The 24,680-nt window shown below is 67.4% G+C and carries 25 protein-coding genes and 1 other RNA gene; 17 read left to right on the top strand and 9 right to left on the bottom strand.

Going from position 1 to position 24,680, the window contains the following annotated elements:
- Positions 1–15: 15 nt before the first annotated feature.
- Positions 16–657, bottom strand: a complete 642-nt coding sequence (locus D892_RS0101845; RefSeq protein ID WP_024799613.1) for an FMN-dependent NADH-azoreductase — start codon at positions 655–657, stop codon at positions 16–18.
- Between the two features lie 104 nt (positions 658–761).
- On the opposite strand from D892_RS0101845, the gene D892_RS0101840 reads away from it, so the two are divergent.
- Positions 762–1,268, top strand: coding sequence for a MarR family winged helix-turn-helix transcriptional regulator (locus tag D892_RS0101840; protein ID WP_024799612.1), 507 nt, complete (start codon positions 762–764; stop codon positions 1,266–1,268).
- A 64-nt stretch (positions 1,269–1,332) separates the two neighbouring features.
- Here the strand turns inward: D892_RS0101840 and D892_RS0101835 are convergent, their stop codons facing one another.
- From D892_RS0101835 to D892_RS0101825, 3 genes are all read right to left on the bottom strand, one after another.
- The gene (locus D892_RS0101835) at positions 1,333–1,734 is read right to left on the bottom strand and encodes a hypothetical protein (RefSeq protein ID WP_156959333.1); all 402 of its coding nucleotides are present in this window, start codon (positions 1,732–1,734) and stop codon (positions 1,333–1,335) included.
- Positions 1,735–2,142: 408 nt separating this feature from the next.
- Positions 2,143–3,381: an acyl-CoA dehydrogenase family protein gene (locus D892_RS0101830; RefSeq protein ID WP_024799610.1), complete on the bottom strand. Its 1,239-nt coding sequence runs from the start codon at positions 3,379–3,381 to the stop codon at positions 2,143–2,145.
- Positions 3,382–3,409: 28 nt separating this feature from the next.
- Entirely contained in the window at positions 3,410–4,801 is a 1,392-nt protein-coding gene (locus D892_RS0101825) for an acyl-CoA dehydrogenase family protein (protein WP_084160883.1), read from the bottom strand.
- A 182-nt stretch (positions 4,802–4,983) separates the two neighbouring features.
- On the opposite strand from D892_RS0101825, the gene D892_RS0101820 reads away from it, so the two are divergent.
- Entirely contained in the window at positions 4,984–5,574 is a 591-nt protein-coding gene (locus D892_RS0101820; protein ID WP_024799523.1) for a trans-aconitate 2-methyltransferase, read from the top strand.
- 155 nt (positions 5,575–5,729) lie between these two features.
- Here D892_RS0101820 and hisN read toward each other — a convergent pair whose 3' ends face one another.
- The 3 genes from hisN to D892_RS0101800 form a co-directional block, all read right to left on the bottom strand.
- On the bottom strand, positions 5,730–6,512 hold the full coding sequence (gene hisN, locus D892_RS0101815; RefSeq protein WP_024799522.1) for a histidinol-phosphatase: 783 nt from the start codon (positions 6,510–6,512) through the stop codon (positions 5,730–5,732).
- A 38-nt stretch (positions 6,513–6,550) separates the two neighbouring features.
- Positions 6,551–7,354: an SDR family oxidoreductase gene (locus tag D892_RS0101810; protein ID WP_024799608.1), complete on the bottom strand. Its 804-nt coding sequence runs from the start codon at positions 7,352–7,354 to the stop codon at positions 6,551–6,553.
- A 198-nt stretch (positions 7,355–7,552) separates the two neighbouring features.
- Positions 7,553–8,137 (bottom strand): NADPH-dependent FMN reductase, encoded by a 585-nt coding sequence (locus D892_RS0101800; protein WP_024799521.1) that lies wholly within the window; start codon positions 8,135–8,137, stop codon positions 7,553–7,555.
- Between the two features lie 263 nt (positions 8,138–8,400).
- On the opposite strand from D892_RS0101800, the gene D892_RS0101795 reads away from it, so the two are divergent.
- The 13 genes from D892_RS0101795 (at position 8,401) to ssrA (ending at position 18,756) form a co-directional block, all read left to right on the top strand.
- Positions 8,401–9,258 carry a helix-turn-helix transcriptional regulator gene (locus D892_RS0101795; RefSeq protein WP_024799607.1) on the top strand — a complete coding sequence of 286 codons (858 nt, stop codon included), beginning with the start codon at positions 8,401–8,403 and terminating at the stop codon, positions 9,256–9,258.
- 86 nt (positions 9,259–9,344) lie between these two features.
- Positions 9,345–10,463, top strand: coding sequence for a peptide chain release factor 2 (gene prfB / locus D892_RS0101790; RefSeq protein WP_024799606.1), 1,119 nt, complete (start codon positions 9,345–9,347; stop codon positions 10,461–10,463).
- A 154-nt stretch (positions 10,464–10,617) separates the two neighbouring features.
- Entirely contained in the window at positions 10,618–11,475 is an 858-nt protein-coding gene (locus D892_RS0101785; RefSeq protein WP_024799605.1) for a mechanosensitive ion channel family protein, read from the top strand.
- The gene (locus tag D892_RS46285) at positions 11,462–11,620 is read left to right on the top strand and encodes a hypothetical protein (protein WP_156959325.1); all 159 of its coding nucleotides are present in this window, start codon (positions 11,462–11,464) and stop codon (positions 11,618–11,620) included. The genes D892_RS0101785 and D892_RS46285 overlap by 14 nt, the downstream gene beginning before the upstream one ends.
- Before the next feature lie 137 nt (positions 11,621–11,757).
- On the top strand, positions 11,758–12,447 hold the full coding sequence (gene ftsE / locus D892_RS0101775) for a cell division ATP-binding protein FtsE (protein ID WP_024799604.1): 690 nt from the start codon (positions 11,758–11,760) through the stop codon (positions 12,445–12,447).
- A complete protein-coding gene (ftsX, locus tag D892_RS0101770; protein WP_024799603.1) occupies positions 12,447–13,352 on the top strand; it encodes a permease-like cell division protein FtsX in 906 nt (301 codons plus the stop codon). Before ftsE ends, ftsX begins: the two co-directional genes overlap by 1 nt.
- A gap of 195 nt (positions 13,353–13,547) precedes the next feature.
- The gene (gene recQ / locus D892_RS0101765; protein WP_036567858.1) at positions 13,548–15,524 is read left to right on the top strand and encodes a DNA helicase RecQ; all 1,977 of its coding nucleotides are present in this window, start codon (positions 13,548–13,550) and stop codon (positions 15,522–15,524) included.
- Between the two features lie 171 nt (positions 15,525–15,695).
- On the top strand, positions 15,696–16,046 hold the full coding sequence (locus tag D892_RS0101760; protein ID WP_024799601.1) for a hypothetical protein: 351 nt from the start codon (positions 15,696–15,698) through the stop codon (positions 16,044–16,046).
- A gap of 156 nt (positions 16,047–16,202) precedes the next feature.
- A complete protein-coding gene (locus tag D892_RS46280) occupies positions 16,203–16,379 on the top strand; it encodes a hypothetical protein (RefSeq protein ID WP_156959331.1) in 177 nt (58 codons plus the stop codon).
- 9 nt (positions 16,380–16,388) lie between these two features.
- Positions 16,389–16,616: a hypothetical protein gene (locus D892_RS43375; protein WP_024799600.1), complete on the top strand. Its 228-nt coding sequence runs from the start codon at positions 16,389–16,391 to the stop codon at positions 16,614–16,616.
- A gap of 305 nt (positions 16,617–16,921) precedes the next feature.
- Positions 16,922–17,569 (top strand): slipin family protein, encoded by a 648-nt coding sequence (locus D892_RS0101745; protein WP_024799599.1) that lies wholly within the window; start codon positions 16,922–16,924, stop codon positions 17,567–17,569.
- A 225-nt stretch (positions 17,570–17,794) separates the two neighbouring features.
- Complete coding sequence (smpB, locus tag D892_RS0101740) at positions 17,795–18,271, top strand: SsrA-binding protein SmpB (protein WP_024799598.1); 477 nt, start codon at positions 17,795–17,797, stop codon at positions 18,269–18,271.
- 114 nt (positions 18,272–18,385) lie between these two features.
- Positions 18,386–18,756: a transfer-messenger RNA gene (ssrA, locus tag D892_RS44400) on the top strand.
- Positions 18,757–18,876: 120 nt separating this feature from the next.
- Here the strand turns inward: ssrA and D892_RS46275 are convergent.
- Entirely contained in the window at positions 18,877–20,352 is a 1,476-nt protein-coding gene (locus tag D892_RS46275) for a hypothetical protein (RefSeq protein WP_156959330.1), read from the bottom strand.
- A 404-nt stretch (positions 20,353–20,756) separates the two neighbouring features.
- Between D892_RS46275 and D892_RS0101725 the strand changes: the two genes are divergently transcribed.
- Positions 20,757–22,235, top strand: a complete 1,479-nt coding sequence (locus D892_RS0101725) for an ATP-binding protein (RefSeq protein WP_198036807.1) — start codon at positions 20,757–20,759, stop codon at positions 22,233–22,235.
- Between the two features lie 186 nt (positions 22,236–22,421).
- On the opposite strand, the gene D892_RS0101720 is transcribed toward D892_RS0101725, so the two are convergent.
- A complete protein-coding gene (locus D892_RS0101720; RefSeq protein WP_024799595.1) occupies positions 22,422–23,177 on the bottom strand; it encodes a DUF899 family protein in 756 nt (251 codons plus the stop codon).
- Between the two features lie 409 nt (positions 23,178–23,586).
- Here D892_RS0101720 and D892_RS46270 point away from each other — a divergent pair, with 409 nt between their 5' ends.
- Complete coding sequence (locus D892_RS46270; protein ID WP_156959329.1) at positions 23,587–24,588, top strand: hypothetical protein; 1,002 nt, start codon at positions 23,587–23,589, stop codon at positions 24,586–24,588.
- Positions 24,589–24,680 lie beyond the last annotated feature (92 nt).

Raw genomic sequence — 24,680 nt, 5'->3', positions numbered from 1 at the left:
CGGGCTCGCCGGATCTCAGGCCGCGAGTTCGGCGAGCGTTGTTCCGGTCTCCCGGGCCGTCGTACGGTTCTGGGCGCGCAGCTCGACGGCCTTCTCACGCAGGTGCGCCATCGCCGGGCTGTGGTCGGCGAGCGCCAGCTGGTTGTCGATGTGGGTGACCTCGCCGCCGAACACCGTGCCGAAGGTGTGCAGCAGGTACGGCACGGAATGGTCCCAGCCGTGCTGGGGTGCGCCCGGGGAGGTGCCGCCACCGCAGGAGGTGATGAGCGTGATCGGCTTACCGGTCAGCGGATAGGTCCGCGGCGCGAATCGCGGGTCGGCCCACAGCATGTCGATCCAGCACTTGATGTGCCCGGAGACGCCCCAGTTGTAGAGCGGGGCGCCGATGACGATCGCGTCGGCGGCGAGCATCTCGCCGGCGAGGTCTGCGGCCAGGCCGAGGGCTGCCTGTTGGTCGGGGGTGGGCTCGTCTGCTTCGCGAGCGGCGAGCGCGTCGGTCCACGCGGCCGGGGACAGCGGCGTGGTGACCAGGTCGCGCCGGCTGACCACGCCGCCGGGGAGCGCGGCGGACCAGGCGCGTTCGAGCTCGTCGGTGATCTCGCGGGTCACGGACCTGTCGCCCTGGACGCTGCTGTCGACGCGGTACAGGGTGCTCATGATGTCGTCCTCTCGGTCTTTCTCGCCTACCGATATGTTCTGGTGTACAGATGTTCTTGTCAACAGATCATATTCCGTACTGCATACCGAGCTAGGATGAGGCGGTGACCACACCGGAGAATGTCGAGACGGATTTCGGCTGGACGCTGTTCGCCGTCGTGCGCCGGTACCGGCACCTCACCGATGAACTGCTCGCCGATCTGCCCGGCGGCCCGCGCGGCTACCAGGTACTCATGGCGTCGCAGCAGGCCGGGCCGAGGAGCCAGCTCGCGCTCGCCCAGTACCTGGGCCTCGACCGCACGGTGATGACCTACCTGCTCGACGACCTCGAGTCGGCCGGCCTCGTGGCACGCCGACCCGACCCCGCCGACCGGCGTGTCCGCCGCGTCGAGCTGACCGAGGAGGGCCTGGCCGTTCTGGCCGACGCGCGGCACCGCCTGCGCGGAATGGAAGCCACCCTCCTCGCCCCGCTCACCCCACGACAGGGCGAAACCCTGCGCACGCTGCTACACCAACTCGCAACGCACGACGACTCCGCCGACAGCGCCGACGAGGCCGAGCGGCGCGACGAGCCCGTCGCCGCGCCCAGGGGCGGTCGGCGACGCTCATAGAAGGCCGGGTAGGCAACGGCATCGGCGGCCACGACCGGAATGCCGTGGCCGCTCCGAGTAGCCACTACGAGCGCTCCCCGGCGACGCGGTTCGACGGCAGCCGCGCAGCGACGACCAGCCCGGCGATACCGAGCACGCCGAGCCCGATGCCACCGATCCGCCGCGGCGACTCGACGCGCGAGCAGGCCACCTCCCCTCCGGGGCTGGCCTGCTCGCGCCCGCCGGAAGTAAAGACGGTGTCGCAGTTGAGCCGAACGCTGGTGACCAGCACACTCCGCGGATCGACCGGCACACCTTCGTCCGCCGGCCACGCACTCGGCAAGATCATGACCTGATCACTGGTACCCCGCCCCCACGCGTACTTGGCACGAATATCGAAGGGCCCTCCCGTGTCGCCCACGTAGTACAGCACGATTCTCGAAACCAGGAGCACCCAGAGCGCGACGCCGAGTACGAGAACGGACACGACCCGCACCCAAAGTCGCGGTCGCCGAAGCGGATTCATGCCGCGAAGCTAACCCGCCCACGGCGGGACCGGTCCCGGACCGACACCACAGTCCTGAGCACAGCGTCCGGACGCCGACCGCTGGAGCATGTGCCGAGCTGGATAGCATCGAGACTCGAAGATCAGGGCTGGACGAGCGAGTCCGTCCTGCTGGGCGAACTTGCGGCGGTATCTGTAGCCGACCGGATGGATCAGCGGAGATTCGATCTGCCGACAGCGGCCACGCATCCCGCACTGCGCTGAAGGTTGTTCAGCGGCGGTCGAATTCTCCGTCGGCAACGCCCAGCGATCGAACAGACCCGGTTGTATCAGGAGCACGAACCGGTGCGGGGTTCCGAATGGACCCGCACCGGTTCGTTGTGCGACAGCCTATTTCAGCTCGGCGCTGCTCAGTTCCAGCACCCGCCGCGCCACGATCAGCTGCTGGATCTGCTGGGTGCCTTCGAAGATGTCGAGGATCTTGGAGTCGCGGGCCCACTTTTCCAGGAGGGTGCGCTGGGAGTAGCCGATGGCGCCTGCCAGTTCTACCGACTTGAGGGTGACGTCGGTGCCCATGCGGCCGGCCTTGGCCTTGGACATGGAGGCTTCCAGGGAGTTGGGCTTCTTGTTGTCGGCCATCCAGCCGGCGCGCAGCGACAGGAGGTAGGCTGCCTCCCAATCCGCTTCCAGGCGAAGGAATTCCGCGGCGGCGGCGTGCTGGCTGTTGGCGGGGCGGTCGTAGTCGATCTCCACGCCGGCCTCGGTGAGGATCTTGCGCAGCTCCTCGAGGGCGGCGCGGCCGACGCCGATGGCCATCGCGGCGACCAGCGGGCGGGTGTTGTCGAAGGTCTGCATGACCCCGGCAAAACCCTTCTCCACGTTGACTTCCGGATTGCCGAGGATGTTGTTCTTCGGGATCCGGCAGTCCTCCAGCCGCAACTCGGCGGTGTCGGAGGCCTTGATGCCGAGCTTGTGCTCGAGGCGGGCGACGCTGAGCCCCGGGGCATCCCGCGGCACCACGAACGACTTGATGGCGGCGCGGCCCTTGGTCTTGTCGACCGTCGCCCAGACCACGATGTGGGTGGCGCGCGAGCCGGCGGTCACGAAGATCTTGGTGCCGTTGAGCACCCACTCGTCACCGTCGAGCACCGCGGTGGTCGATACGGCCGCGGAGTCGGAGCCGAAGGACGGCTCGGTGATCGCCATGGCGGCCCACACCTTGCCGAACCGCTCCAGCTGCTCGTCGGTGGCGACCGCGGCGATGGCGGCGTTGCCGAGGCCCTGGTAGGGGATCGACAGCATCAGGCCGACATCGCCCCAGGACGTCTCCAGGGCGTTCATCAGCGCGGACATGTTGCCGCCGTTGGTGTTTCCGAGTAGCTCGGTGGCGTGCGAATCGCCCTTCTCGCCCTCGGTCTTGCCCTTGCGGCCGCCGCTGGCGCCGGAGATGTCCTGGGTGCCGGAGTCGGCCAGGCCCTCCACCATGGCGGCCATGGTGTCCAGCTCGACCGGGTACTCGTGCTCGGCGAGGTCGTATTTGCGCGAGACCGGGCGGAAGATCTCCGAGGCGACCTGGTGGGCCTGGTTGGCGCTGGCCCGCAGCTTCTTGGGGAGTTCGAGATTGATCATGGCAGTGGCTCCGTCGAAAGTCGTTGGGTCAGACCAGCACTACGCCCTCGGCGACGCCGACGGCCCGCAGATCGCGGTACCAGCGCTCGACCGGGTGCTCCTTGGTGTAGCCGTGGCCGCCGAGCAACTGCACGCCGTCCAGGCCGATCTGCATTCCCTTGTCGGTGGCCAGCTTTCGGGCCAATGCCGCCTCGCGGGCGAAGGACAGACCCTGCTCGGCGCGTGACGCACCCCGCAGGGTCACGAGCCGCAGGCCGTCCAGTTCGATCGCGATATTGGCGACCATGAACGCGACCGCCTGCCGGTGGGCGACCGGCTCGCCGAACGCCTCGCGCTCCTTCACGTACGGAATCACGTAGTCGAGCACGGCCTGGCCGGTGCCGATGGCCAGGGACGACCAGCCCAGGCGGGCCAGCCGCACCGCGTCGGCGTACTCCTCGGTGCGCTGGGCGGCGTCACCGTCGCCCAGGATCGCCTCGGTGGGCACCGCGACGTTGTCGAGGATCAGCCGGCCCAGCCCGGCCGCGCGCAGACCCATGCTCGGGTCCGCCTCGATCACGACGCCCGGGGTGTCGGACTCGACGACGAAAAGCGCCGGGCGGCCGTCGAGTTCGGCGGCAACGATGAACAGTTCGGCATCACCGGCGGCCGGGACGAAGCTCTTCACGCCGTTGAGGCGGTAGCCGCTGGGGGAGCGGGTGGCCTTGGTCTGCAGGGCGAACGGATCGAACAGCGCGCGCGGTTCGCTGATCACCACCGACGCCTGCGGCACGTTCTCACCCGTGAACGCGCCCAGGTAGGTCTTCTGCTGTGCGTCGGAACCCCACTGCGACAACGCGATCGCGACACCCGAGGGCGCCAGGATCGGCAGCGCCAGGCCCATGTCGCCGTGCGCGAGCGCCTCGGCGACCATCGTGTTGGTGACCGCGCCGCGCTCGGCGGCCGCGCCCTCCAGCTCCTCGGGCACGTTGATCAGCGTGATGCCGAGCTCGGCGGCGCGCTCCAGCAGATCGCGCGGCGCCTTGGCGGCGCTGTCGGCCTCGAAGGCGGCCGGGCGCAGGATCTCCCCGGCGAACTCGCGCACCGTCTCGACGATCATCTGCTGCTCGTCGCTCGGCGTCAGGTCGAAGTAGTCCTTGGTGCGAGACTCGTTGGTGGGCAACCGCTTCGGCTTGCCGCCGCCGGACACCCTGGTGAAGGCGCGGGTGGCGGCGCCGAGCGTGCGGAAGCCGGTCTTGGTGCCCTCGTAGGTGAGTCGGTTGATCGGCTCCCGCAGTTTGTACTTCTCGGCCAGCTCGGAGCCGGTGAGAGCGGTCATGAACCGCATGGCAGCGCCCATGATGTCGCGCTTCTGCGGGTTCAGCCCGACGGCCGAATCCGGACGTCGCTTCGTTGCGGTGTCTCGAGTGCTCATAATCACCAGTCTTCTCGGGTGGGGGGTGATCGGGGGTCCCAGCTTCCTACTTTCGAGTAAGTCTATCTTACTCCAGAGTAAGAAATGCGTCGAGCGGCAGCATACACAGGGCGATCTCCGCCACAGCGCCACGCGAGCACGGCCGGTGCTGATACGACCCGCAGGGTCTCTGCCGATAGTGTCGGACGATGGGTCAGTTTCATTTCGATCCCGATACCTACGACGAGCTGATGGCCGCCGAGGTTCCGGCGTACGTGCGGTTACAGGCGGCCGTCTGTGATGCGACGATCGGGGTCGGCCGAGTCGGGCGGATCCTCGATCTGGGGACGGGTACAGGGGTGACGGCGCGCGGCGTGCTGCAGGCGCATCCGGGGGCGACATTGGTCGGTGTGGACGCCAGCGCCCCGATGCTCGACCATGCCCGCTCGGTGCTGCCGGCGGATACCGAGCTACGCGTGAGCCGACTACAGGACCCGTTGCCCGGAGGGCCGTTCGAACTCGTCGTCTCGGCGCTGGCGGTGCACCACCTGGACGGCGCGGGCAAGGCCGACCTGTTCGGCCGGGTGGCCCGGGAACTCACGCCGGGGGGCCGGTTCGTCTTGGGAGACTTGGTCGTTCCCGACGACGCTGCCGACACGGTGACGCCGATCGACGGCGACTACGACACTCCCAGCAGCGCCGCCGACCAGGTGAGCTGGTTGTGCGAGGCGGGGTTCTCCGTCGAAATCGTGTGGGAAAACAAGGATCTCGCCGTGCTCGTCGGTGATCTCACGAACTGAACGGGTCGATGGGGCGCCCTCGAGTTGCTTCGGCCGCCGCACACCCATGCCGCCTCGCCGCGTGAGCTCCCGACGGTGCCGGCACGACCGCGTCGGGCATGCCGGGTATGGAGAATTCCGGCTCGGTCTTCGAAGACGGCTCGCGGCAACCGGTTTCAGCGACTCAGCTTCGCCACAACCTCGTCGTGCAGCAATCCATTCGTGGCGACTGCGCTACCGCCGTGTGGCCCCGGACTGCCGTCGAGCGCCGTGAACCTCCCGCCCGCCTCGCGCACCAGAACGTCCAGCGGCGCCAGGTCCCAGAGCGACACCTCCGGTTCGGTGGCGATGTCGACCGCACCCTCGGCGAGCAGGCAGTAGCCGAAGAAGTCGCCGTACCCCCTGGTGCGCCACACCTCATCGGTGAGGTCGATGAGCCGGTCGCGCAGGCCGAGATCGCGCCAGCCGGACAGGCTGGAGATGGCCAAGCTCGCGGCCCCGATCTCGCGGACCGCCGAGACCGCGATCGGCTTCGGCGGTTCCGGCTCGAACCGGGTCCACGCGCCGGAACCCGTTGCGGCCCACCAGCGCCGGGCCAAGGCCGGGGCGCTCACCGCACCGACCACCGGCACCCCGTCCTCGAGCAGCGCGATGAGCGACGCCCAGACCGGAACCCCGCGCACGAAGTTCTTGGTGCCGTCGATCGGGTCGAGCACCCACTGCCGCCCGGTGAACTCGACCTCGCCGCCGAACTCCTCGCCCAGCACCGCATCGCCCGGCCGCTCGCGTTCGAGTTCCGCGCGCAGCGCCCGCTCCACCGCCAGATCCGCGTCCGAGACGGGCGTCAGATCCGGCTTGCTGTCGACCTTCAGATCCAGCGCCCCGAACCGGGCGCGGGTGATCGCGTCGGCCGCGTCGGCCAGGCGCAGGGCGAGTTCGAGGTCCGCGGAGTCGGTCACGCCGCAACGGTAACCGGTGCGCGCCGCACCGCCGCCCCCTACCCGACCTGCCAGACGGCGGGCCAGTCCCTGCCCCGGAAGGAGGCGTCGATACCGCCGTCGCAGAACACCACCGAGCCGACGAAGAACGTGGCCTTGTCGGACACCAGGAACGCCGCCAGATTCGCGATCTCCTCCGGTCGCCCGGCGCGGCCGATCGGCGTGGCGGCGAGGTAGCCCTTCATCCCCTCGCGGATCAGCTCGTTCTCCGTGCCCTCCTGCGTCATCGGGGTGTCGATATAGCCCGGGGCGATGGCGTTGAGCCGGATGCCCTCCTTGATGTACTCGGCCGACTTGGTGCGCGCGTACCAGGCCAGGGCCGCCTTGGTGGCCGGGTAGGTGTGCAGCGCGGCCAGATCGCCGAGCGATTCGGCCAGGCCGCGGGCGCGCTCCTCGTCGCCGGCCAGGCACGCGTCGGCCAGCTCCACCGGCCAATTCGGTTGGGTGGTGGTGGAATTCGACGACACCAGCACGACCGAGGCGGCGTCGGCCGCGCGCAGCAGCGGGCGCAGGTCCTCCAACAGCTCGATCGCCCCGAAGTAGTTGACCGACACCAGCAGCCCGGCGGCGCGGCCGGCCGTGGGCGCGACACCGGCGAACGGCAGGAAACCGTCCAGCCGCCCCTCGGCGAGCCGGGTGATCGCGGTGACGGCGTGCGCCCGGCCCGCGGCGGTGCCCAGGTCGGCGGTTACCTCGGCATCGTGCAGGTCCACGCCGATCACTCGATGTCCGTCCTGCTCGAGCTGCGCGGCCACGGCCGCACCGATCCCCGATGCGCTCCCGGTCACTGCGATGGTGTTCATTCGGCCTCCTCGTCGACGGCGAACTGTCATCTCATCACGCGAAACCGCAACCGGCGACGGCGCGTTCGTCGGCGGTTGTCGTGCCCGACGGAGCGGTCACCGGCCGCCGAGCGCGTTGCCGAATCCGATCCGGCCGGTAATCGTGACGGCCGTGTACCGCTCCTGTGGGGTGCGGCGTGCACGGATGCCGGCCACTCCTCAGTCGGCTACCCGGGCCGCGGCCAATGCGCTTGCCCACCAGTGCAACTGGTCGAGCATCGCGGCGGCGGCCTCCTCCGGTTCGGCCGGTTCGGCGAGCTTGCCGTCGGCGTCGAACAGCAGGTAGTAGCGGGGGAAGGACACGTATTCGCGGACCGTGTGCGCGTTCAGTTCGTTGAACACCTCACGGAGGTGGTCGATCGCGAACAGACCGCCGCTCATGCCGCTGTAGCCGACGAAACCGATCGTCTTGCGGTCCCACTGAGTGAAATGCCAGTCGATGGCGGACTTCAGCGACGCCGGGTAGCTGCGATTGATGTCGGGGGTCACGACGACGATCGCGTCGGCCTGCTCGAGACCGCGGGTGAGGGCGGACATGCCCGCCGGTCGCGTCGGATTCGGCTCGATCCTCGGCGAGGTGGCCGGCAGCGCGAGCGGCAGGTCCGCCTCGGCGAGGTCGATCACGTCGACGTCGAATTCGCCGTGCTTGCGGGCCTGTTCGGCGAACCAGTTCGCCACCACCGGACCGAACCGTCCGTTCCGGACGCTGGCGATGAGCACGGCGAGACGCGGGGTGCTGGTCATTCATGGCTCCTTCGGATGCGGTTGTCGTATCGCTTGCTACGACTCTTCCGATCGCCGCGCCGGTCAGGGAGCCCGCGGCGAGAGTGGTAGTGGCAGGGACACCCTCCCCGGCCTCCGCGCTGCTAGCGTCGAGCGAGGGGGAGCGTGGCGAGCGAACCGAGTAGTACTCCGCGGAACCTGCCGCGCACCCGGACGACGAGCGAGGTGCGGTAGGTGCGGACATCCTGCGGAGGGCCCCGGGCCGTGAGCGACGGCGCCCGGCCATGAGCGACAACGAGTTCGGCCTGTTCCTGCGCACCCGGCGAGAGGCCGTCACCCCGGCCGCCGTCGGGCTGCCGGCCGGCACGCGCCGCCGCACGCCGGGGCTGCGCCGCGCCGAATTGGCCATCCTCGCCGGCGTCAGCGTCGAGTACCTGATCCGGTTGGAACAGGGGCGCGACCGGCACCCGTCCACCGCGGTGGTGTCGGCGCTCGCCGATGCCCTGCGGATGCCGCCCAGCGAGCGTGTGCATCTGTACCGGTTGGTCAAGGGGGCCGACCCGAGCTTCAACTGCCTGGGCGGCGCCGCCCCGAACCGGGAGGTGCGCCCGGCCGTACGAGCCGTGCTGGACCAGCTCGCGCCGGCGCCCGCGGCCGTGATCAACCGCCTCGGCGAGGTGCTGGCCTGCACCGACGGATACGTGCGGGTGCTGGGTCCGATCGGGCTGCTCGACGGCGGGTTGCCGGCCAGCATTCCGCGCTACCTGTTCACCGATCCGCGTGCCCGCGACGCGTACCCGGACTGGGAACACTGGGCCGACAAGACCGTCGCGAATCTCAAGGAGGGCCCGTATCGGTCGGATTCGCACGTCGCGGAGCTGATCGACGAGCTGACCGTCACCGTCGGTGCGGAGTTCACCGGCCGCCTGGAGCGGATTCCCGGCTTCGCCGACGCCAACGGCATCGCGCGCATGAACCATCCGGACGCGGGATCGTTGCGTTTCGCCTACGAGCGGCTGGACCTGTCCGCCGACGACGACCAGCACATTCTCGTCGGTCTCCCGGCCGACGCCGGGACCGCTGCCGCGCTGGACGGTCTGATCGGCCGCCGTCCGGGAGGCTTGCGGGCCGTATCGGGCTGACCGGTGCTCGCGCGCCCGGCCGACGATATCCACCCTGGCCTCGGCGTATTTCGCGGCGCAGAGCGAGACCGGTAGATTGGACCATCGTGCATCCTGACGTCTCCGCTGATCTCGCCGAACTCGACAACACGCTGAAGACCGTCGAGTCGGTACTCGATATCGACGAGCTGCGCCGCCGGATCGACGAGCTCGAACAGCAGGCCGCCGATCCGGAGCTGTGGAACGACCAGGAACACGCACAGCGGGTCACCAGCGAGCTGTCGCACTCGCAGAGCGAGCTGCGCCGCGCCACCGAGCTGCGCCAGCGCCTGGAGGATCTTCCGGTGCTCTACGAGCTGGCCGAGGGCGAGGAGGGCGAGGCCCACACCGCTGCGCTGGCCGAGGCCGACGCCGAACGTTCCGCCCTGCACGCCGACGTGGAGGCGATGGAGGTGCGTACCCTGCTGTCGGGCGAGTACGACAAGCGCGAGGCGCTGGTCAACATCCGTTCCGGCGCGGGTGGCGTGGACGCCGCCGACTGGGCCCAGATGCTGATGCGCATGTACGTCCGCTGGGCCGAGCGGCACAAGTACCCGGTGGAGCTGTACGACACCTCCTATGCCGAGGAGGCGGGCATCAAGAGCGCCACCTTCGCGGTCAAGGTGCCCTACGCCTACGGCACCCTGTCGGTCGAGATGGGCACGCACCGGCTGGTGCGGATCAGCCCGTTCGACAACCAGGGCCGCCGCCAGACGTCCTTCGCCGAGGTCGAGGTGCTGCCGGTGGTGGAGACCACCGACCACATCGACGTGCCGGAGTCCGATATCCGCGTCGATGTCTACCGCTCGTCGGGCCCCGGCGGGCAGAGCGTCAACACCACCGACTCCGCCGTCCGCATCACGCACGTCCCCACGGGCATCGTGGTCACCTGCCAGAACGAGAAATCGCAGCTGCAGAACAAGATCTCGGCGATGCGGGTGCTGCAGGCGAAGCTGCTGGAGCGCAAGCGGCTGGAGGAGCGCGCGCAGATGGACGCGCTCAAGACCAACGAGGGCGCCTCGTGGGGCAACCAGATGCGCTCGTACGTGCTGCACCCGTACCAGATGGTGAAGGATCTGCGCACCAACTACGAGGTGAACAACCCGAGCGCCGTACTGGACGGCGATATCGACAGCTTCATCGAGGAAGGAATCCGCTGGCGGATGCGGCAGGGCGCCGAACAGTAATAGCGGGAATTCGTCCTGCCGTTGCTATCACGGCGCAATCACGACGTATCGGGCAGTGCACGCGCCGTAGTAGCCTGTCTGACGTGCATTTTGGTGGTAGGGCTCGGGGCATCGGCGTTCGGGGTATTCGGTTCACGCCGGGGAGGGCCGGCCGATGACGACCGAACTTGCCGCCGCCACCGGTACCCAGCTCACCACCTGGCTGCGCGGCAGCGGGCTGGAGATCGTGCTGCTCATCGTGGGCGCGGTGCTGCTCAGCCGGCTCGCGACGTTCGTCCGGGACCGGGTCACGCGCCGCATCGATGCCGGGTTCCGCAGCAGCGACTCCCTGGTGCGCTCGGAGGCCGCCAAGCATCGGCACGCCCTGGCGCAGGTGCTCACCTGGGTGCTGCTGTCGATCGCCTACTTCATGGTGGCCCTGGCCGTCGTGCAGCGCTTCGGATTTCCGCTCGGCGGCCTGGTCGCGCCCGCCGCCGTGATCGGTGCCGCCGTCGGTTTCGGCGCGCAGCGCATCGTGCAGGATCTGCTGGCCGGGTTCTTCCTGATCACCGAGCGGCAGTACGGGTTCGGTGATGTGGTGAGCATCGCCGTCACCGGGCAGACGACCGCCGCCGAGGGCACGATCGAGGACGTCACGCTGCGCATCACCACCCTGCGTAACGTGGACGGCGAGGTGATCACGGTGCCCAACGGCCAGATCGTGAAAGTCACCAACCTGTCGAAGGATTGGGCGCGGGCCGCGATCGATGTGCCGGTGCCCGCCACCGCCGACATCACCAAGGTCAACGAGATCCTGCACGCCGTGGGCGCCAGGGCGTTCCAGGATCACAAGCTGAAATCGCTGCTGCTGGACGAGCCGACGGTGATGGGTCTGGAGGATCTGACCGTCGACCAGATGAATATCAGAATGGTTGCCCGAACCTTGCCCGGTAAACAATTCGAGGTGGGGCGTGAACTACGCGTACGGGTGGCCGCGGCACTGCGCCGGGAGGGTATGAGTGAAACCGCGTAAGTCCACGGCGATCCTGCTCGCCGTGTGGGTGGCCACGTTCGTGTTGTACGTGTTCGTCAAGCCGGGTACTGCCGAGCACGCCGGCTTCGCACCGCTGTCGAATACCATTTCGCAGACGGCCGTGACGACGTCGCCGGGCAGGTGACCTGAATGTGACAGGGGGCATTTCCCGGGCGTGCCGCGTCTGACTGCCGCGTTTGCGGAGGGTACGCCCTTCCCCCTCCGGATACGTCGCAAACGCGACGGCGAATGGCTGTTCTCCGCTGGCTACACTGGCTGCTCGTGATCACCCTGCGGAACGTCACCAAGTCCTTCCCGACCTCGACACGGCCGGCGCTGGACAATGTCTCCGTCGAGATCGGCAAGGGCGAGTTCGTCTTCATCATCGGGCCGTCCGGTTCGGGGAAGTCGACGTTCATGCAGTTGTTGCTCAAGGACCAGAAGCCGACGGCGGGCGAGGTGATCGTCGCGGACTTCCGGGTGGACCGGCTGCCCGGGCGCGGGGTGCCCAAGTTGCGCCAGCGCATCGGCTGCGTATTCCAGGACTTCCGGCTGTTGCAGCAGAAGACGGTGGAGCAGAACGTGGCGTTCGCCCTGGAGGTGATCGGCAAGAACCGCAGGTTCATCCAGCGCGCGGTCCCGGAGGCGCTGGATCTGGTGGGCCTGTCGGGCAAGGCCGACCGATTGCCGAGCGAGCTGTCCGGCGGTGAGCAGCAGCGGGTCGCGATCGCGCGGGCGTTCGTGAACCGGCCGCTGGTGCTGCTGGCCGACGAGCCCACCGGCAACCTCGACCCCGAGACCAGTCAGGACATCATGATGCTGCTGGAACGCATCAATCGCGTCGGCACCACGGTGCTGATGGCGACCCACGACAACCACATCGTCGACGCGATGCGCCGGCGGGTGGTGGAACTCGACCGCGGCCGCCTGGTGCGCGACGAGGCGACCGGCGTGTACGGGGTGGGCCGGTAATGCGCGCGAGCTTCCTGTTCGGCGAGATCTTCAACGGCCTGCGCCGCAACGTCACCATGACCATCGCGATGATCCTCACCACCGCGGTGTCGCTGACCATGCTCGGCGGCGGCTTGCTGGCGGTCCGGATGGCCGACAAGACCGAGCAGTACTTCCTGGACCGGCTCGAGGTCCGGCTGTACCTGACCGAGGACGTGTCGGCCAACGACCGGGACTGCTCGCAGAATCCGTGCAAGACGCTGATGGCGGATCTACAGCGGACCGACGGCGTGGTGTCGGTGCAGTTCCTGAGCCGCGAAGACGCCATCCACGAGGCCAAGGAGAAGACCTTCAAGGATCAGCCGGAGCTGGCGGCGTATGTGAGCGAGTCGCCGCTGCCGGCCTCGCTGCGGGTGAAAATGACCGACGCGGAGGAGTATCCGCGCATCTTCCAGGAGTTCCAGACCCGCGAGGGCGTCGGTTTCGTGCGCAACGACAAGGAGATCGTGGACCGGCTGGTGAGCCTGTTCGACGGCCTGCGCAACGCGGCGTTCGGCCTGGCGGTGCTGCAGGCGCTGGCCGCGCTGCTGCTGATCGCGAACATGGTGCAGATCGCGGCGTTCACCCGCCGCACCGAGGTGGGCATCATGCGACTGGTCGGCGCGACCCGCTGGTACACCCAGCTGCCGTTCCTGCTGGAGGCGGTGGCGGCCGCGCTCGTCGGCTCGGTGCTCGCGGTCCTGGGCCTGCTCGCCGCCCGCCCGCTGGTCATCGACCGCGCGCTGGGTGACCTGTTCGCCTCCAAGGTCTTTCCGCGCATCACCGGCGACGACATCACCATCGTCGCCATGACGATTTTCCCGATCGGCATCGTCTTCGCCGGTCTCACCGCCTACGGCACGCTGCGCTATTACGTCCGCGAATAGGGCTCATACCAAGAGCTTTCGAACGGGACAACGGTGTGGCGGCCGCTGGCGCACCCCGCGCATGTTCTCGCACCGATTTCGTAGCTTGTGCGGGGTGCGGGAACCGGGACGGGGTGCGGGAACCGGAGGGGGGTCGCATTGTCGGCGCGCATCCGTAGGATGGCCAGGGTGAGTTCCCCGGAGACGCTCGAGACGGTGGTCGACCAGCCCGGTGTGGGCGCGAATTCCGATGCGGCGCATGATGTTTTGCGTCGGGTGTTCGGGTACGACAGCTTCCGCGGGCTACAGGCCGACATCGTCGGGCAGGTGGTCTCCGGCGGCGACGCGCTGGTGCTGATGCCGACCGGTGGCGGCAAATCGCTGTGCTACCAGATCCCGTCGCTGGTGCGGCCCGGCGTGGGCGTGGTGATCTCGCCGCTGATCGCGCTGATGCAGGATCAGGTCGACGCGTTGAACGCGCTCGGTGTGCGTGCCGGGTTCCTCAACTCCACGCAATACCCCGACGAGCGGCGCACGGTCGAGGCGCAGTTCGTCGCCGGCGAGCTGGACCTGCTGTACCTCGCGCCGGAGCGGCTGCGCATCGACTCCACCCTGCAACTGCTGGACAAGGGCAAGGTCGCGGTGTTCGCCATCGACGAGGCGCACTGTGTCTCGCAGTGGGGCCACGACTTCCGGCCCGACTACCTCGCGCTGTCGGTCCTGCACGAGCGCTGGCCCGACGTGCCGCGCATCGCGCTGACCGCCACCGCCACCGAGGCCACCCGCAAGGAGATCGCCGAACGGCTGGACCTGACCGGCGCCGAACATTACGTCGCGAGCTTCGACCGGCCCAACATCCAGTACCGCATCGAGCCGAAGAACAAGCCCGACCAGCAATTGCTGAACTTCATCCGCACCGAGTACCCGGGTGAGGCCGGCATCGTCTACTGCCTGACGCGCAATTCGGTGGAGCGCACCGCGGAGTTCCTGTCCCGCAACGGTGTCGAGGCGGTGCCGTATCACGCCGGGCTGGACGCGCGGACCCGCGCCACGAATCAGGCCCGCTTCCTGCGCGAGGACGGCCTCGTCGTCGTGGCGACCATCGCCTTCGGCATGGGCATCGACAAGCCCGACGTGCGCTTCGTCGCCCACCTCGATCTGCCCAAATCGGTGGAGGGCTACTACCAGGAGACCGGGCGCGCCGGGCGCGACGGGCTGCCGTCCACGGCGTGGATGGTGTACGGCCTCAACGACGTCGTGCAGCAGCGCAAGCTGATCGACAACTCCGAGGGCGACGCCGCGCACCGCAGACAACTCCAGCTGCACCTGGACGCCATGCTCGCGCTGTGCGAGACCGTGCAGTGCCGCCGCACCCAGCTGCTGGCCTACTTCGGGCAGAGCGGCGAGCCGTGCGGCAACTGCGACACCTGCCTGAATCCGCCGGAATCCTGGGACGGCACGGTCGCCGCGCAGAAGGTGCTCTCGGCCGTGTGGCGGTTGAAACACGAGCGTGGCCAGAGCTTCGGTTCCTTGCACATCACCGATATCCTGATCGGCAAGTCCAACCCGAAGGTGTTGCAGCACAACCATAATGAGCTGAAGGTGTTCGGTGTCGGCAACGATCTGCGGGACACCGAATGGCGCGGCGTCATCCGCCAGCTGCTCGCCCAGGGCCTGCTGGCCGTGCACGGCGAGTACGGCGTGCTCACGCTCACCGAGGCCAGCAGAGAGGTGCTGCGCTCCGGCCGCACGGTGATGCTGCGCCGCGAGCCCGAGCGGGTGAAGCCCGCCAAGGCCCCGCGGGCCAAGGGATCCCGTCTCGCCGCCGCGGATCTGTCCCCGGCCGACGCCGACCTGTTCGAGCGGCTGCGCGCCTGGCGGGCGTCGGTCGCCAAGGAACAGGGCGTCCCCGCCTACGTCGTCTTCCACGACGCCACCCTGCGCGAGATCGCCGCCCGCAAACCGGCCGATCTCGCCCAGCTCGGCGCCATCAGCGGCATCGGCGAGAACAAGCGGGCCAAATACGGCGAGGGTGTGCTCGAGGTCGTGACGGCCGGAGGAGGCGGGGCGGCCGAGAATGGGCCGGCGAGCGCAGGCCGAGCCACCGCTGCCCAACCGGCAGTAGCACCCGCAGCCGATCACGAACCCCCGCCGGACTGGGATTTCGAGCCCCCACCCGACGACGGGTACTGACTTTCCGCGCCACCGGAATTCGGTCCGGGCACGCCCGGATTCGGACGGTTTTCGAGAGACCGGGTCCGGCGGGCATCGGTGCGTTCGCCGGTGCTCCGGTGACACATTCAGCGAGTTGTGCTGCCGTCTCGAGTGTCTCGAGGTTCCGTCCCGAGCGCTGACACCTCGGGCGTGCTCGCGATACTCTGCTCTCGGTGGCCGCACAGGAGGATCGTCCGAGCGGAGTCGGAGCGGGCGCTGATCGGGACGATCGTCGAAGGAACCGTTCAGGGCGTCCATCTTCCGCACTGCGTCTACGTCGACATCGGATTGTCTTGCCCCGCCTACATCGACGCCTTCTACCTCGACGACCGACAGTACGCGGTGGGTGACCGGATCGAGGTCCGTCCCATCGGCTTCGAACCGATCCGAGGGGGCCGCTTCCTGCTCCGGCCACCGCACATGACCTCCGCCGCCGAGAAGTTCGGCTGGACGACGGTCGACACCACCGTCGCCGAGGATCCCCCGGGGCGCGACCGCTGAGCGATCTTCCCGAATCCACGCAGCCCTGCTCGCGCGGGGCCGATTCGTGTCGTTCGTGTTCATCCGGGCACGGCGTCCGGGTACGGTCCCCGTATGGCACTCGGTGCAGACGACGGGAACAGCGGGAATACTCCTCCCACCGGTCAGGGTGCCGTCATGCCTTCGGAGAGCACGATCGAGATCGTGTCACCCGACAACGCCGACCTCTCGGTGGTGCCCGGCAGGTCCGCCTCGCGGCAGCCGCTCGGCAGGCCGCGCGTGTCGACCGTGGTGCTGATGTCGGTCTGGGTTGCCGCGCTTGTCCTCTATCTCCAGGTGCGGCCGGGCGGGTAGCGTGCTGCCATGACAGATGCCCAGGGTGGGCCCGATCGCCCCGACCAGGGGTCTGATGCCGGTTCCGCTGACGCACCCGCCGCGCCGCCGCGCAGCGGCCTCACCGAGGGCACCGTCGAGGCGGGCTGGCTGCGGCCGCACACTCGGCGCTCGTTGGGCCGCCCGCGGGTGTCCACGATCGTGCTGATTCTGCTGTGGGTCGGGGTTCTCGTTCTCTACCTCCAGGTGCACCCGTAGCGCTCGACGGAAATTCGCTCGCGGACCGGCCCGCCGTTCCTTATCGTTGTGCGTGGCCGTCACCAAGGGGCGCACCGGAATCTCCGGCCCGCGTTTCCCCGCGTCGGGGGCGGCATACCATCCTGGCGTACAGACCTGATCAGTCTGTTGGGTTCGATTCCCAATCGCGGTGCGTCCTGTCCGGTCGCATGCGGTGCCGCGGCTCTGCGGGCTCCCCGTCCCAGTACGGGGGACGCCCCCGCCGCGCTGCCGTGACCGGGTAGGACGTGCTGTCTGAATATTCTTGTGGGGGAAGGAGTTTCGTGATGTACACGACTGTCATGGAGTGGCAGCGCACGCTGCTGTACCGCGACGGCCGGCTCGACAAGGTGCTCGAGCCGGGCCGGCACCGCTACGACCAGCGCCGGTGCACGCTGGTCCCGGTCGATATGCGCCCGCGTCAGTTGCAGGTCACGGGCCAGGAACTCCTCACCCGCGACGGCCTGTCGCTGCGGGTCAGCCTCACCGTGAACTGGGTCGTCACCGATCCGGTCGCCTTCACCACCGGCGCCCAGTACTCGGAGACCGTGCTGTACGCGGCCGTCCAGGAGGCCGCCCGCGACAAGGTTGCCGCGCACACCCTCGACGAGCTGATCGCCGACCGCGCCCTGCTCGCCGGTGCCGACGAGGCGGCCGCGGCGGTCGCCGACCTCGGCATCCGGGTGTCGAGCGTGCGCGCCCGCGACCTGATGCTGCCGGGTGAGCTGCGCAAGGCCGCGCTGGAGACGGTGCTGGCCAAGGAGCGCGGCCGCGCCGACCTGGAGCGGGCCCGCGCCGAGGCGGCCGCGCTGCGGTCGCTGGCCAATACGGCGCGCCTGCTCGAGGAGAACCCGGCGTTGCTGCGGCTGCGTACGCTGCAGGTCGCGGCCGTTCCGGGCACCCAGGTGGTGCTGGATCCGCGGGAGCGGACGTGATCGGCGGCCCGGCCGACCAGTTCCTCGCCCGGCGCCCCGATGGGCGGCCGGGCGAGGGTGCTGATCCGAGTAACGGTTCGCGCTCGTCGCACCGGGCGGGGGCACGTCAGGTCGTGGCCGGGGCGGAGTCGCGGGGTCTCGCCCGTGCGGCGGCTCGTGTGGGCGGTGCGCCGTGAGCGAACGCGCGGAATATTCGATTGCCCGCGGCCATTACTGTTGATCGCTATGAAGGAGCACGGGCGCAAGGTGATCGCCACCAACCGCAAGGCGCGGCACAACTACACGATCCTGGAGACCTACGAGGCCGGGGTCGCGCTGGTCGGCACCGAAGTGAAGAGCCTGCGCGAGGGCAAGGCGTCGCTGGTCGACGCCTTCGCCACCATCGACGACGGGGAGGTGTGGCTGCGCGGCCTGCACATCCCGGAGTACGGCCACGGCACCTGGACCAACCACGCACCGCGCCGCAGCCGCAAGCTGCTGCTGCACCGCCGCGAGATCGACAAGCTCACCGGCAAGATCAAGGAGTCCTCGCAGACGCTGGTCCCGCTGTCGATGTACTTCTCCGACGGCAAGGTGAAGGTCGAGCTGGCGCTGGCCAAGGGCAAGCAGGAGTACGACAAGCGCCGTGATCTGGCCCGCCGCACCGCGGAGCGGGAGGTGACGCGCGAGCTGGGCCGGCGGGTCAAGGGCATGCGGGGATGACTGTCCCGCCCGTTCGCGTCTGTTGCGGATGGGGCAGGAATGTACGGATGGATGTCGGTGTTAAGATAGGAAGTCCGGCCATGAGCCGGGATCATCTGAATCGATGATGCGCACGGGGCTGAACGGTTTCGACTACGTGCGTCGATTCAGGGGAAGCGTGTCGGTGCAGGCAGGAGACCACCGTAAGCGTCGCTGTAACCCAATAAGCGCCGATTCCAATCAGCGCGAGTACGCTCTCGCTGCCTAAGCAGTAGAGCGTCTCTGTCAGCCCGGGTTCGCCCTCGGCCCGGTCCCTGGCATCAGCTAGAGGGCTACACCGTCCGCCTCGGTCGCGGAGCCGGACGGGACATCGAACAGCGACTGGGATCGCCATCTCGGCTCGTTCGCGTGACCGAGAGATCCGAGCAGAGGCACAGCGAACTGCACACGGAGAAGCCCTGAAGAAGCGGCGGAGGACCCGGGTTCAATTCCCGGCAGCTCCACAGAGAAGGCCCGGTCCACACGGACCGGGCCTTCGTCGTCGCCCAGCACGGTCGCCGTTTATGTCTGATGAACAGCTTCCACCAGTGTGGCGTTAGGTCATTCAGAGATCCAGTTCAGTGCATCTAGTACGCGCCTGGCAGGGTGAACAGCAGCCGATCCAGCTGCGGCACCGTTTCTTCGAGACGCTTCTTCAGGTGCTCGTACCGCTTACGAAGCACCGCTACATCGGCAGTGCGCGGTAACGGCACAGGCCGTTGCGACGACGGTAGTGCATTCTCGACTCGAGTCAGGCGACCGTGTGCGAGGGCGCGCGCCGCCTCCCGCTGCGGTGGTGCCAGTCTTTCGAGTTCCTCGTATAGTCCATTCCACTTCGTCGCGGCTACCACTGCGTAGGCGGCCCAGCCGTCTTTCGCCGGGGCGTTCTCGTTGAGGCTGGCGACGATTCGCCAGGCGAGGGTGATGTCTGGCTCCAAGGCTTCTGCTCGTGCGTAGGCTGTCGCCGACAGCAGCCGATAGAACGCTGCCTGTTGCCATCGTTCGATCCGACTCCGCTCACGATCTCGCCACACGTCCACTGCGGCAACAAACCCCGCCAATGCAACCAGATCTCGCACCGCTGGCCCACCGCATATGCCACACAATCGCCGCCCGTCCTCCAGCATCACCCGCCACCATGGCAAGTGGTCGGTCAGCAGTACTGGGCGAGATCGCACTGACCGACATCCGGGTGAGTGCAGGCTTTCTCCACTGGTGTCTCCGACGGCCAGGCGAAGCCAGCCGAATACAGGAGCCATGTCTCGTTCTTGTTCATCAACCCAGTTCGGCAGCGTTGGCACCGGAGGCAGCACAAGCTCGCCGCCTGATGCCGCGACGTCCTCGAGTAGTGCATTGACGAACGCGACATCGGTCTCGCCGAGCAGTCGCCCGGGCTGCGGAATGTCGCCGCGGACTCGACCGGATCGATCCCTCGACGCGATACGGGCGACATCGAGAAGTTCGGCAGCACGCGGGAAGGTGGACGCGACAGTTCCAGCCCTCCCGGGGCGCCCATGCCGATCGGCGGCAAGAATGTCACGCAGGACCGGGACTGGCAAATCAACAAGCAGTGGGTCCAGCTCGTCGACTGTGACGTACTGGCCGAGCCCACGCGCCTTGATGTACGCCTTGCGGAGTTCGACGCGCTCCTCGGCATCGGTTTCCTCATCGAAGTACTCTTCGTCGTACCGCTCCGGCAATGCACGCCCCTCGTCAACAACCAAGCGATCGGCACGACGTCGCTCGTAATCCTCGTGCCGGGCCCGCTGTTCCGCGACACGAGCCTCCCGCTCGGCACCGATCGATGCAGCACGATCCGTCCATTCGTGCCATGGGCAGGCGATGTCACGCGTAGCAACCTGCCGTTGTTCGTTTCGCTTGACTGGTCGGGCACGCCACGCATTCGCGGGCGGCTCCTTACCCGGGGCCACCACTTTCACAGTTACCTTGTCGTCTCCGTCGACGGAGACGACACGGACGCGCGCCGCCGTGGGAGCGGCGTTATATGGCTCATGCGTGGGAAATGCATACTCGTGCCCCACCTGAAGGTCTGCCTGCCTCACGATGGCCAGCATCTCACGGGCGGGCGACAAGTTCGTCGCCCCTTGCGCCGGTGCAGACGAGAGTTACGGACGTGCACTGCGCCCATATGTCCCGTCGGGCGTCGTGTCGGTTGCCTTCGCCACCGTCCGCTTGGCCATGTGTGCTATGACGTCGGCATCATCCGGTGGCTCATCGATGGCGCCAAGTCGATGGGTTGCGGGCGGTAGTGGCGGAGCCGGTTTCGAAACCGCTGGCGCACTGGAACGTTGGTGGCCAGAGCGTAGGCATGGTTCGGTTCGATCTGGTCTCGGACCGAAGCGATCGCCGGACAAAGCCTGCCGGGGAGTTGGTCACGTTTTGTCGGTCGACGGATCGCAGGCCGTGTGGAAGGTATAAGTGTAGTTATAAGAAGTATAATTATACTATGAGTATGCCGGTTAAGCCTGATCGTGTGTTCGATCGTGACCGTGAGTGGGGCGGGCTCGTGCGGTTCGCGACGTCGTCCAGCCCGGATGTGCGGCTGGGTATCGTCAGCGGGCGGCGGCGGCAGGGGAAGACATACCTGCTCGATGCGCTGGCCGAGGAGGTCGGGGGGTTCTTCTTCACTGCGACCGATGCGACCGAGATCGAGTCCCTCGAGGGGTTCGGGCAGGCGGTGGCCGAGCACGCCGGCGGAGGGCGGTATGCGTTCCGGGATTGGGGCGAGGCGCTCGAGCGGCTGTTCGCGGTGGTCGGAGACGGACTGGTCGTCATCGACGAGTTCCCCTACCTGAGCAAGGCGAGTTCGGTGTTGCCGTCGGAGTTGCAGCGTGCGCTCGACCCGCGTGGTTCTGCTCGCCGGGCCGGAACCCGCATCCTGCTGTGCGGCTCGGCGATGTCGGTCATGGGCAGGCTGCTGTCCGGGAGTGCGCCGCTGCGGGGCAGGGCAAGTATGGAGTTGGTCGTCAGGCCGCTGGGATACCAGAGTTCTGCCAGGTTTTGGGGGATCGATGATCCGCGGCTGGCGGTCCTGGTGCATTCGATCGTCGGTGGTACGCCCGCTTATCGGCGAGAGTTCGTCGCCGGAGATGCTCCGGATTCGTTGGCGGACTTCGACTCCTGGGTTCTGCGGACGGTGCTGAATCCACAGGTGCCGCTCTTTCGCGAGGCCCGCTATCTGCTGGCCGAGGAGGCCGAGATCCGGGATGTCGCGCTCTACCATGCGGTTCTCGGAGCTATTGCCGGCGGGCACACGACCCGCGGCGGCATCGCCAACACGATCGGCCGCACGTCCACCGATATCGGCCACCCGCTATCCGTTCTCGAAGATGCCCAGCTGATCACCCGGGAAGCGGACCCGTTCAACCGCGGGAAGTCGACGTACCGGATAGCGGAACCACTCATCGTGTTCTACGAAGCAGTCATGCGGCGCGAATGGACTCGGCTGGAACGCGGGAATGCGGATGCCGCGTGGGCTAATTCGCAGGCAACGTTTCGATCCCAGGTAGTCGGACCGCATTTCGAGGGGCTGTGCCGTGACTGGGCGATGTCGGCCGACGCCGAAGTTTTCGGTGATCTCCTCGGGCAGGTGGCATCGGCCACCGTCAACGACCCGAAGGATAGGTGCCAGATTCAGATCGATGTCGCGGTGCTGGGGCCCGAGGAAGCCGGTACGCCTCGCCGCATCTTGTCCCTGGGCGAGGTGAAGTGGGATCAGACGATGACCCTCGGCCACGTCGACAAGCTGCGACGGGCCCGGGATCTGCTGTCGGCCAAGGGGTATGACACCAGCGAGACGGTGCTCGCCTGTTATAGCGGTGCGGGATTCGACGAGAATCTCCGCGGGGTCGGGAGGGCTGTCGGCCGACGGTCGTCCGACAGCCCGATGCTCGTCGATCTGAAGGATTTGTACTCACAGTCTTGACGGCTCGGCTGAGCCGTTGCTGCGGCGGTTCGCATGCGCGAGTGCGCTCGCTGTGATCGCTGACAGCTGTTGTAGTTGCCGGGGTTCTGCACATCGCGGTCTGATCGTGCCGTGCGTCCGCTGTCGATGGTGAGGCTGGTGTCGGTGATGAGGCGGGCGTCGGGGCGCTCCGAGACTGGACGGCTATTACGTACCGCGCCAGCTGAATTCGGGGATATGAGACAGTGGCGCGGCGCTCGTCGGCTGGGCGTTCAGGCGCTCGGGTCGCCGTAAGGCTTCGGCGATGTCCTCGGAGCCGCTCCAGCGGCTGTAGGTGGGGGACTGGGGCCAACCCTCGGGGGAGTCCTGCCACTCTTCCTGGCGGCCGTAGGGGAGGGCGTCGATGAGGGCGAAGGTGTAGCTGAGTTGTTCTGTGCCGCGGCCGTTGGTGTGCCAGGTGCGGTAGACCTTGTCGCCGTTGCGGAGGAAGATGTTGACCGCGAATCCTCCGCCGGGTGGGGCGTCGACATCGGTGCCGAAGGGGCTGTTCGCCGTTGAGTACCAAGTCATTTCGTTGCCTACCCGGCGCTTGTAGGCGAGGGCCTCGCCGATCGGGCCCTGGGTGACGATGACGAAACGGGCGTCGTAGTTGTTCAGGAACTCCAGTCGGGTGAACTGTGAGGTCAATCCGGTGCAGCCGCCGCATTGCCACTTCTCGCCCGGGAACCACATGTGGTTGTAGACGATGAGCTGTGACTTGCCGTCGAACAGATCCACCAGGCGGACCGGCCCCTCCTCACCCTCGAGGGTGTAGCCGGGCATCTCCACCATCGGCAGCCGGCGGCGCTGGGCGGCGATCGCGTCGAGCTCGCGGGTCGCGGCCTTCTCGCGGATACGCAGCGCTTCGAGTTCACGCTGCCAGGTATCGGCGTCGACGACGGGCGGCAATGCAGTGGTGCTCATAGATTCCTCTCCAACCGTGCTCACACTGTGCGGGCTGTAGATGTAGACGCCGCGCGCCCGGCGAACTCATCGGTGCCCGATACTGCCAGCCGACCGGGCATCAGCCTCGTCTCGCCCAGGGTGTGATTCGCGGCACCGATCGCCCGGACATCCTGAGTAGCCGATCGTCTAAATCCCTTGCGTCGGAGAATGGATCGGATGACCTGGCTCGTCCAGGTTTAGAATGTGGATGTAGTAGATCGCTCGACGAGGTCGTCGACGCTGGGCTCCTGCTCGGTCCGATCTTCGGCGCATCCGCAGTACCTACTCCCGGCGGTGGTTCGACCGCGCGGAAGGTGGGAACGTGATGGGTCGCTTGTCTGCGAGGCTTCGGAATGATCTTCTGTGGGTCAAGAGTAATGCGGAGAGTGTGGTCGCCCTGGCGCTCGCCGTGACGATGAGTGTTCTGGGAATCGTTGATCTTCTGCCGGCCGACCTCATTTCCAAGGTTATACCGCTGACGTTGGGAGTGGTCGCGTTCGCGATGCTGCGGGAACGTTGGCGCCAGGAGGCCCTGAATACACGAACGCAAGAGACCACCGCGAGGACCGAAGAGACTCTGAGTCGACTGGACGAACGCTTGGAACGGGCCAAAGATGCTGATGATCACCTGGCCGGTATTCATCGCGCAGTGGAGAGCCTGACGACAATACGTACCGGGGTGGGGTCCGAGGTGACGAAGGCATTGGCTACTGCCCGAGGCAGTACCGATCGGTGGGTCTTCAAGGGCGGAACCGGCGCTTATACACGTAGTGTCCTGCCGAAATATGTCAGTCGTGCGGCATATCGTCACACGTCGGTAAGAATCGAGATTCTGGATCCCGCCGATGAGGACGCGTGCGAGAGGTACGCGCGGCTGCATCGATCTCTTGCAGAGGGAGAAGATGACGACGCCAGAAGTTGGACGGCCGAAGGTACCCGAATCGAGTCCTATGCGACCATTCTGGCGGCTTGTTGGTTCAAAGAGCGGTACGATACTCGTCTCGATCTCGAGCTCGCAGTCACCTCGACGGTATCGATATTTCGCTGGGACCTGTCATCGAGCAACCTGATAGTGACGCAACGGGGGCCGTGGTTTCCGGCGATGATCATCGGGTCGGATCATCCGTTCTACGATTCCTTCGACATCGAGCTGAGTACGAGTTTCAGTCAGGGGCGCCCGGTTCCACTGGAAAGGGCACGCGAGTTCGGGTTGCTTCCGGAGCCCGATGTCGACACGGTGAGAATTCTATTCGGAGTACTCGGATCGGAATTGCCCAGAGATTTCGACGACAAAATTGTTCGGACCATCATCGAGAAAGCGCTCCGAGATCCGAATCCCGCCCCGCTCGGTGCAGGCAATCGCGCTCGGCCCGAGTCGATCACCGGCTGAACGTTGCCGACGAGGGCGCTTGATCATCAAGCCCTTTCATCCTCAGCGGTATCGGTCGGCTTGCGACTTTCGCAACATCAGTCCAGCCATCC

The sequence above is a fragment of the Nocardia sp. BMG51109 genome (assembly GCF_000526215.1).
Lineage (GTDB): Bacteria > Actinomycetota > Actinomycetes > Mycobacteriales > Mycobacteriaceae > Nocardia.
The sequence above is the reverse complement of the archived record's forward strand: the minus strand, read 5'-3'. Positions and strand labels throughout refer to the sequence as shown.